The 5,829-nt window shown below is 44.3% G+C and carries 5 protein-coding genes; all 5 read right to left on the bottom strand.

The window, feature by feature from the left end:
• Window positions 1-1,742 (bottom strand): glutamine--fructose-6-phosphate transaminase (isomerizing) (gene glmS, locus A3757_RS17680; RefSeq protein ID WP_068740020.1); only part of this gene is annotated, 1,742 nt, incomplete at its 3' end.
• A gap of 59 nt (window positions 1,743-1,801) precedes the next feature.
• Window positions 1,802-3,160 carry a bifunctional UDP-N-acetylglucosamine diphosphorylase/glucosamine-1-phosphate N-acetyltransferase GlmU gene (glmU, locus tag A3757_RS17675; protein WP_068553201.1) on the bottom strand — a complete coding sequence of 453 codons (1,359 nt, stop codon included), beginning with the start codon at window positions 3,158-3,160 and terminating at the stop codon, window positions 1,802-1,804.
• A 120-nt stretch (window positions 3,161-3,280) separates the two neighbouring features.
• Window positions 3,281-3,700 (bottom strand): F0F1 ATP synthase subunit epsilon, encoded by a 420-nt coding sequence (locus tag A3757_RS17670; protein ID WP_068507286.1) that lies wholly within the window; start codon window positions 3,698-3,700, stop codon window positions 3,281-3,283.
• Window positions 3,701-3,761: 61 nt separating this feature from the next.
• Window positions 3,762-5,159: a F0F1 ATP synthase subunit beta gene (gene atpD, locus A3757_RS17665; RefSeq protein ID WP_068507288.1), complete on the bottom strand. Its 1,398-nt coding sequence runs from the start codon at window positions 5,157-5,159 to the stop codon at window positions 3,762-3,764.
• A 56-nt stretch (window positions 5,160-5,215) separates the two neighbouring features.
• Window positions 5,216-5,829, bottom strand: a 614-nt coding sequence (gene atpG / locus A3757_RS17660) for an ATP synthase F1 subunit gamma (protein ID WP_068740018.1), incomplete at its 5' end; no start/stop codon positions are given.

Genomic DNA, 5,829 nt, shown 5'->3' with positions numbered 1-5,829 from the left:
GGCACAGTATATAAAATCGGCGCGACGATCTTTTCACAATGTGGTACGTCTAGTACTTTCATGGTGTCATCACTTTTGAAGTGTGCGTTTCGATCAGCAAAAACATACATCAAACCACCTCTTGCACGTACTTCTTCAACGTTAGAATGCAGTTTTTCTAGAAGCTCATTGTTCGGTGCAACAACAATGACTGGCATGTCTGCATCGATAAGAGCCAATGGGCCATGCTTTAATTCGCCTGCGGCATAAGCTTCAGCGTGAATATACGAAATCTCTTTAAGCTTCAGTGCACCTTCCATCGCAACCGGGTATTGATCACCACGACCCAGGAATAAACTGTGGTGCTTGTCAGCAAAGTCTTCCGCCAATTCGGCTATTTGCTTATCCATATCCAAGCTTTGTTCGATGATTGAAGGAAGTGCCTGTAAGGCCTCAACGATCGAAGCTTCCGTTTCGGCTGGCATATTTTTGTTCTTTCCAATAGCGACGACAAGCTGCAGTAAGCCAACTAATTGAACGGTAAATGCCTTGGTGGATGCTACGCCGATCTCAGCGCCCGCATTCATCATATAGTTTAAGTCTGACTCACGAACTAGTGAAGAACCAGGCACGTTACAAATGGTCAAACTAGCTTTATATCCGATTTCTTTGGCCAGTCTTAGTGCTGCCAGAGTATCGGCTGTTTCACCTGACTGCGAGATTGTAACCAATAGTGCATTAGCCGGAACAACCGACTTTCTATATCTAAATTCAGATGCAATTTCGATATTACACGACACACCAGCAATTTCTTCAAACCAATAACGTGCGACCATGCCGGCGTGGTAGCTCGTACCACAGGCAATAATTTGAACGTGATCAATGCCTTTTAGAATCTCTGCTGTATTTTCACCAAAGGCCGTGTCAAGAACCTGGCCGTTTGCAATTCTACCCTCTAAGGTGTTCTTAATAGCAATCGGCTGTTCATAGATTTCTTTTAGCATGTAGTGCTTATATGGCCCTTTGTCGCCAGCATCATGCGAGACATCAGACTCATTGATATCTCTTGATACTTCACTACCTACAGCATCATAGATGGTCACGTCTTGGCGTGTCAGTACGGCGATATCGCCTTCTTCTAGGAAGGAGAAACGGTTCGTTACTGGTAATAATGCTAATTGATCTGATGCCAGGAAGTTTTCTCCTATGCCATATCCTATCACTAATGGGCTACCAGAACGCGCTGCAATTAGCTGGTCTGGATCACTGGTATCCATAACAACCGTTCCGTAAGCACCTTCTAATTTCTTCACAGTTGATCTGAATGCTGATAATAGTGAGTCATGTGTTTTTAGTTCATGATGAACTAGATGAGCAATCACCTCGGTATCTGTATCCGAAGCAAATTCATAACCCACGGCACTTAGCTTCTCACGCAGAGTATGATGGTTTTCAATGATCCCGTTGTGAACAACTACAATTTCGGAACCTGATACATGAGGGTGGGCATTACGTTCGCTAGGTTCACCATGAGTTGCCCAACGTGTGTGTGCAATACCGGTTCCACCTTTGCAAGGGTTTGCCTTTAGTGCGTCTGCCAATTCTTGAACTTTGCCTATACGTCTCAAGCGATTAAATTCGCCTGCTTCAGACAATAAAGCCAACCCTGCTGAATCATATCCTCTATATTCTAAACGCTTCAAACCTTCGAGAAGAATTTCAGCTACATCCCTTTGAGCCACAGCTCCAACTATTCCGCACATACCTTTTGTTCCTGTTTTCCAAATCTTATTCGATTACTTTACTAGTCGAAATCTTTAACTTACTTTTTGCTGGGTCTGTCCCAACCATCGATATTTCTTTGCTTTGACCTGGCTACAGCTAGTTGTTCTTCTTCTATATCTTTATTGACAGTAGACCCCGCGCCAATAGTCGCACGCTTACCAACTTTCACCGGCGCAACTAATGATGTATTGGAGCCAACAAACACATCATCTGCAATTTCTGTTTGAAACTTGTTAACGCCATCATAGTTACAGGTAATTGTACCTGCACCCACGTTAACATTTTTGCCTAAGGTTGCGTCACCAACATAGCTAAGATGGTTAATCTTACTACCTTCACCAACGGTCGTCTTCTTGGTCTCAACAAAGTTACCGACTTTCGCTTTAGTTTTTAAACTCGTTCCGGGTCTCAGTCTTGCAAACGGGCCCACATTACAGGCGCTTGCCACAAAGCTATCTTCGATAATTGAATTAGCATGTATCGTGGTACCAGCACCGATTGTTGAATTTTTGATAATGCAGTTTGGTGCAATGCTGACATCCTCACCAAGTACGACATGCCCTTCGAAAATACAATTAAGATCGATAGTGACATCTTGGCCGCATTCTAATTCACCGCGCACGTCTAAACGATTTGGATCATAGATGGTGACACCTTGAAGCATTAGCTGTTCCGATATCATGCTTTGGTGCCAGCACTCTAATTCACATAGTTGCAGGCGATTATTCACGCCTTGAACTTCCTGCTCAAAACTTGGCTGATGGCTTTCAACTCGCAAGCCATTTGCTACGGCGATCTCGATAATATCAGTTAAGTAGTACTCGCCTTGTGCATTGCTGTTACCAAGTGTCGGAATAAACTTATGCAACACTGAAGCCTGTAGAGCAAGTATTCCGGTATTAACTTCCGGAATCATTAATTCTTCTTCTGAAGCATCTTTTTGTTCTACGATGGCTTCAATATCGCCATCTGCGTTCCGAACGATTCGACCATAGCCCGTTGGGTTTTCAAGGTCGACTGTCAATAAGCCAAGCTGCTTCTCATTAACTAAAGCCGTTAATTGAGACAATGTTGCCTGACTGGTTAAGGGCACGTCTCCGTATAGTATTAGTACTTGCGCGTCTTCTGGAATGTGGTCGATTGCTTGTGCTACCGCATGGCCCGTACCTAGCTGCTCAGCTTGTAAGCACCAGTTTACATCTTCTTTAATTGTGTCTTTTACCTGATCAGCACCGTGACCGATAACAATATGTATACCTTCAGCATCTAACTTATTCGCTGTATCCAACACATGCTGTAGCATTGGCTTTCCCGCTACAGGGTGCAAAACTTTTGGTAATTTAGACTTCATTCGAGAACCTTGCCCAGCTGCAAGGATAACCACATGTAAACTCATAATCGTTTTTCCTAAACTTTTTCTACTACAATCGTTTGATTATAGACACTCCATATGACATAAAAGAAAAAAGGCAGCTAAATAGCTGCCTTTTTTCTTTATTTTACGAATTACTGCTCATTAATGCTTATTTCTCATTCGCTGAATCACGCGTAGTCGCGCTGATGCTTCAGCTAGTTGAGATGCTGCTCGAGAGTAATCAAAATCGCCGCTCTGATTCGCCAGCTCTCTTTCTGCTTCTTTCTTAGCTTCCAGAGCTGCTGCTTCATCAACGTCGTGAGCTCGCTCTGCACTATCTGCTAGCACAGTTACTAAGCTTGGTTGAACTTCCATGTATCCGCCGGATACGTAGAAAACTTCCTCTTCGCCGCCTTGTTTGATAACGCGAACAGGACCAGGATTCAACTTCGTCATTAGTGGAGCATGGCCTGGAGCAATACCCAAGTCACCCATTTCGCCAGCAGCAACAACTAGCTCAACAAGACCCGAATAAATTTGCTCTTCAGCACTTACGATATCGCAATGCACGCTAATACCCATAATTTCTACCTTCATCAGGGAAGCACTTTAAATATCTTAAAGTGCTTCTACTAAAGGATGATTACATGTTTTTCGCTTTTTCGACTGCTTCGTCGATAGAGCCAACCATGTAAAACGCCTGCTCAGGAAGATCATCGTACTCACCGCCCAAGATACCTTGGAAGCCACGGATAGTGTCTTTCAAAGATACATACTTACCCGGTGCACCCGTAAATACTTCGGCAACGTGGAAAGGCTGTGACAAGAAACGTTCGATCTTACGAGCACGTGCAACTGTCTGCTTATCTTCTTCAGACAATTCGTCCATACCAAGAATCGCAATGATGTCTTTCAATTCAGCATAACGCTGAAGTACTGTCTGTACACCACGTGCAATTTCATAGTGCTCAGCACCAATCACCAAAGGATCTAGCTGACGAGAAGTAGAGTCTAGTGGATCGATCGCTGGGTAAATACCCTTAGAAGCGATGTCACGACTCAATACAACTGTTGCATCCAAGTGAGAGAAGGTTGTTGCTGGAGATGGGTCAGTCAAGTCATCCGCAGGTACATATACTGCCTGGATCGATGTGATCGAACCAGTCTTAGTAGATGTAATACGCTCCTGAAGAACACCCATTTCCTCAGCTAGTGTAGGCTGATAACCTACCGCTGAAGGCATACGACCTAGCAGTGCTGATACTTCAGTACCTGCCAGTGTGTAACGGTAGATATTATCAACGAACAATAGTACGTCTTTACCCTCGTCACGGAACTTCTCAGCCATTGTCAAACCAGTCAAGGCAACACGTAGCCTGTTTCCTGGTGGCTCGTTCATCTGACCGTATACCATCGCTACCTTAGAGTCTGTTGGAGTCTCTAGGTTTACAACGCCAGCTTCCTGCATTTCGTGATAGAAATCGTTACCCTCACGAGTACGCTCACCAACACCTGCGAATACTGAAAGACCAGAGTGCTTCAGTGCGATGTTGTTGATCAATTCCATCATGTTTACAGTTTTACCAACGCCCGCACCACCGAATAGACCAACTTTACCACCCTTAGCGAATGGACAAACCAAGTCGATTACTTTGATACCGGTTTCTAGCAATTCAGCCGATGCTGCTTGCTCTGCGTAAGTAGGTGCTTTACGGTGAATAGGCATACGCTCTTGCTCACCGATGTCACCACGCTCGTCGATTGGGCGTCCTAGAACGTCCATGATACGACCCAAAGTTTCTGGACCAACAGGTACAGAAATTGGTGCGCCAGTGTTATCTACATTCAGCCCACGCTTTAGACCTTCAGTACTACCCATTGCGATAGTACGTACGATACCATCACCTAGTTGCTGCTGTACTTCAAGTGTTGTATCAACACCATCAACCTGCAACGCATCATATACATTTGGAACTGATTCGCGCGCGAATTCAACGTCGATTACAGCTCCAATAATTTGTACGATATTTCCGCTACTCATGTCCGGATCCTCGTTAACTTTTAATCTTTAAATACACAAAATTTGCCAGGAACTACTTATACCGCAGCTGCACCACTAACGATCTCAGAAATTTCCTGAGTAATCGCTGCTTGACGCGCTTTGTTATAAACCAACTGCAATTCCTTGATAATGTCGCCCGCGTTGTCTGTTGCAGATTTCATTGCGATCATTCGAGCTGCCTGCTCACATGCTACATTTTCAACAACCGCTTGATAAACTTGCGATTCAACGTAACGCGTTAACAAGCCATCTAGTAAGTCTTTCGCTTCAGGCTCGTAAATATAATCCCAATGATGCTGCATTTCACTTTCTTCAGCAGCTTCTAACGGTAACAATTGTACTACTTCAGGGCTCTGCGTCATGGTGTTTACAAACTCGTTGTATACCACGTAAAGGCGGTCGATCTTGCCTTCTTCGTAAGCATCCAACATCACCTTTACAGAACCGATCAGCTCATGTGCTGCAGGTGCGTCACCAAGGTGACTTAATGCAGCAACGACATTACCGCCGTAGCTTTTAAAGAAGCTAATTGCTTTTTGTCCAACCGCGCAAAGATCGACTTCTACTGCGTTATCCGCGTAGTTTTTCATATCTTTAGCAACTTTCTTGAACAAGTTGACGTTCAAACCGCCACACAAACCTCGGTCTG

Source organism: Oleiphilus sp. HI0117 (assembly GCF_001635235.1).
This window is presented reverse-complemented; position numbering and strand designations above follow the sequence as displayed.

Excerpts from the sequence above, each read along its gene's own strand:
- atpD (WP_068507288.1), bottom strand. The coding sequence starts at position 5,159 with ATGAGTAGCGGAAATATCGTACAAATTATTGGAGCTGTAATCGACGTT.
- A3757_RS17670 (WP_068507286.1), bottom strand. The coding sequence starts at position 3,700 with ATGGGTATTAGCGTGCATTGCGATATCGTAAGTGCTGAAGAGCAAATT.
- glmU (WP_068553201.1), bottom strand. The coding sequence starts at position 3,160 with ATGAGTTTACATGTGGTTATCCTTGCAGCTGGGCAAGGTTCTCGAATG.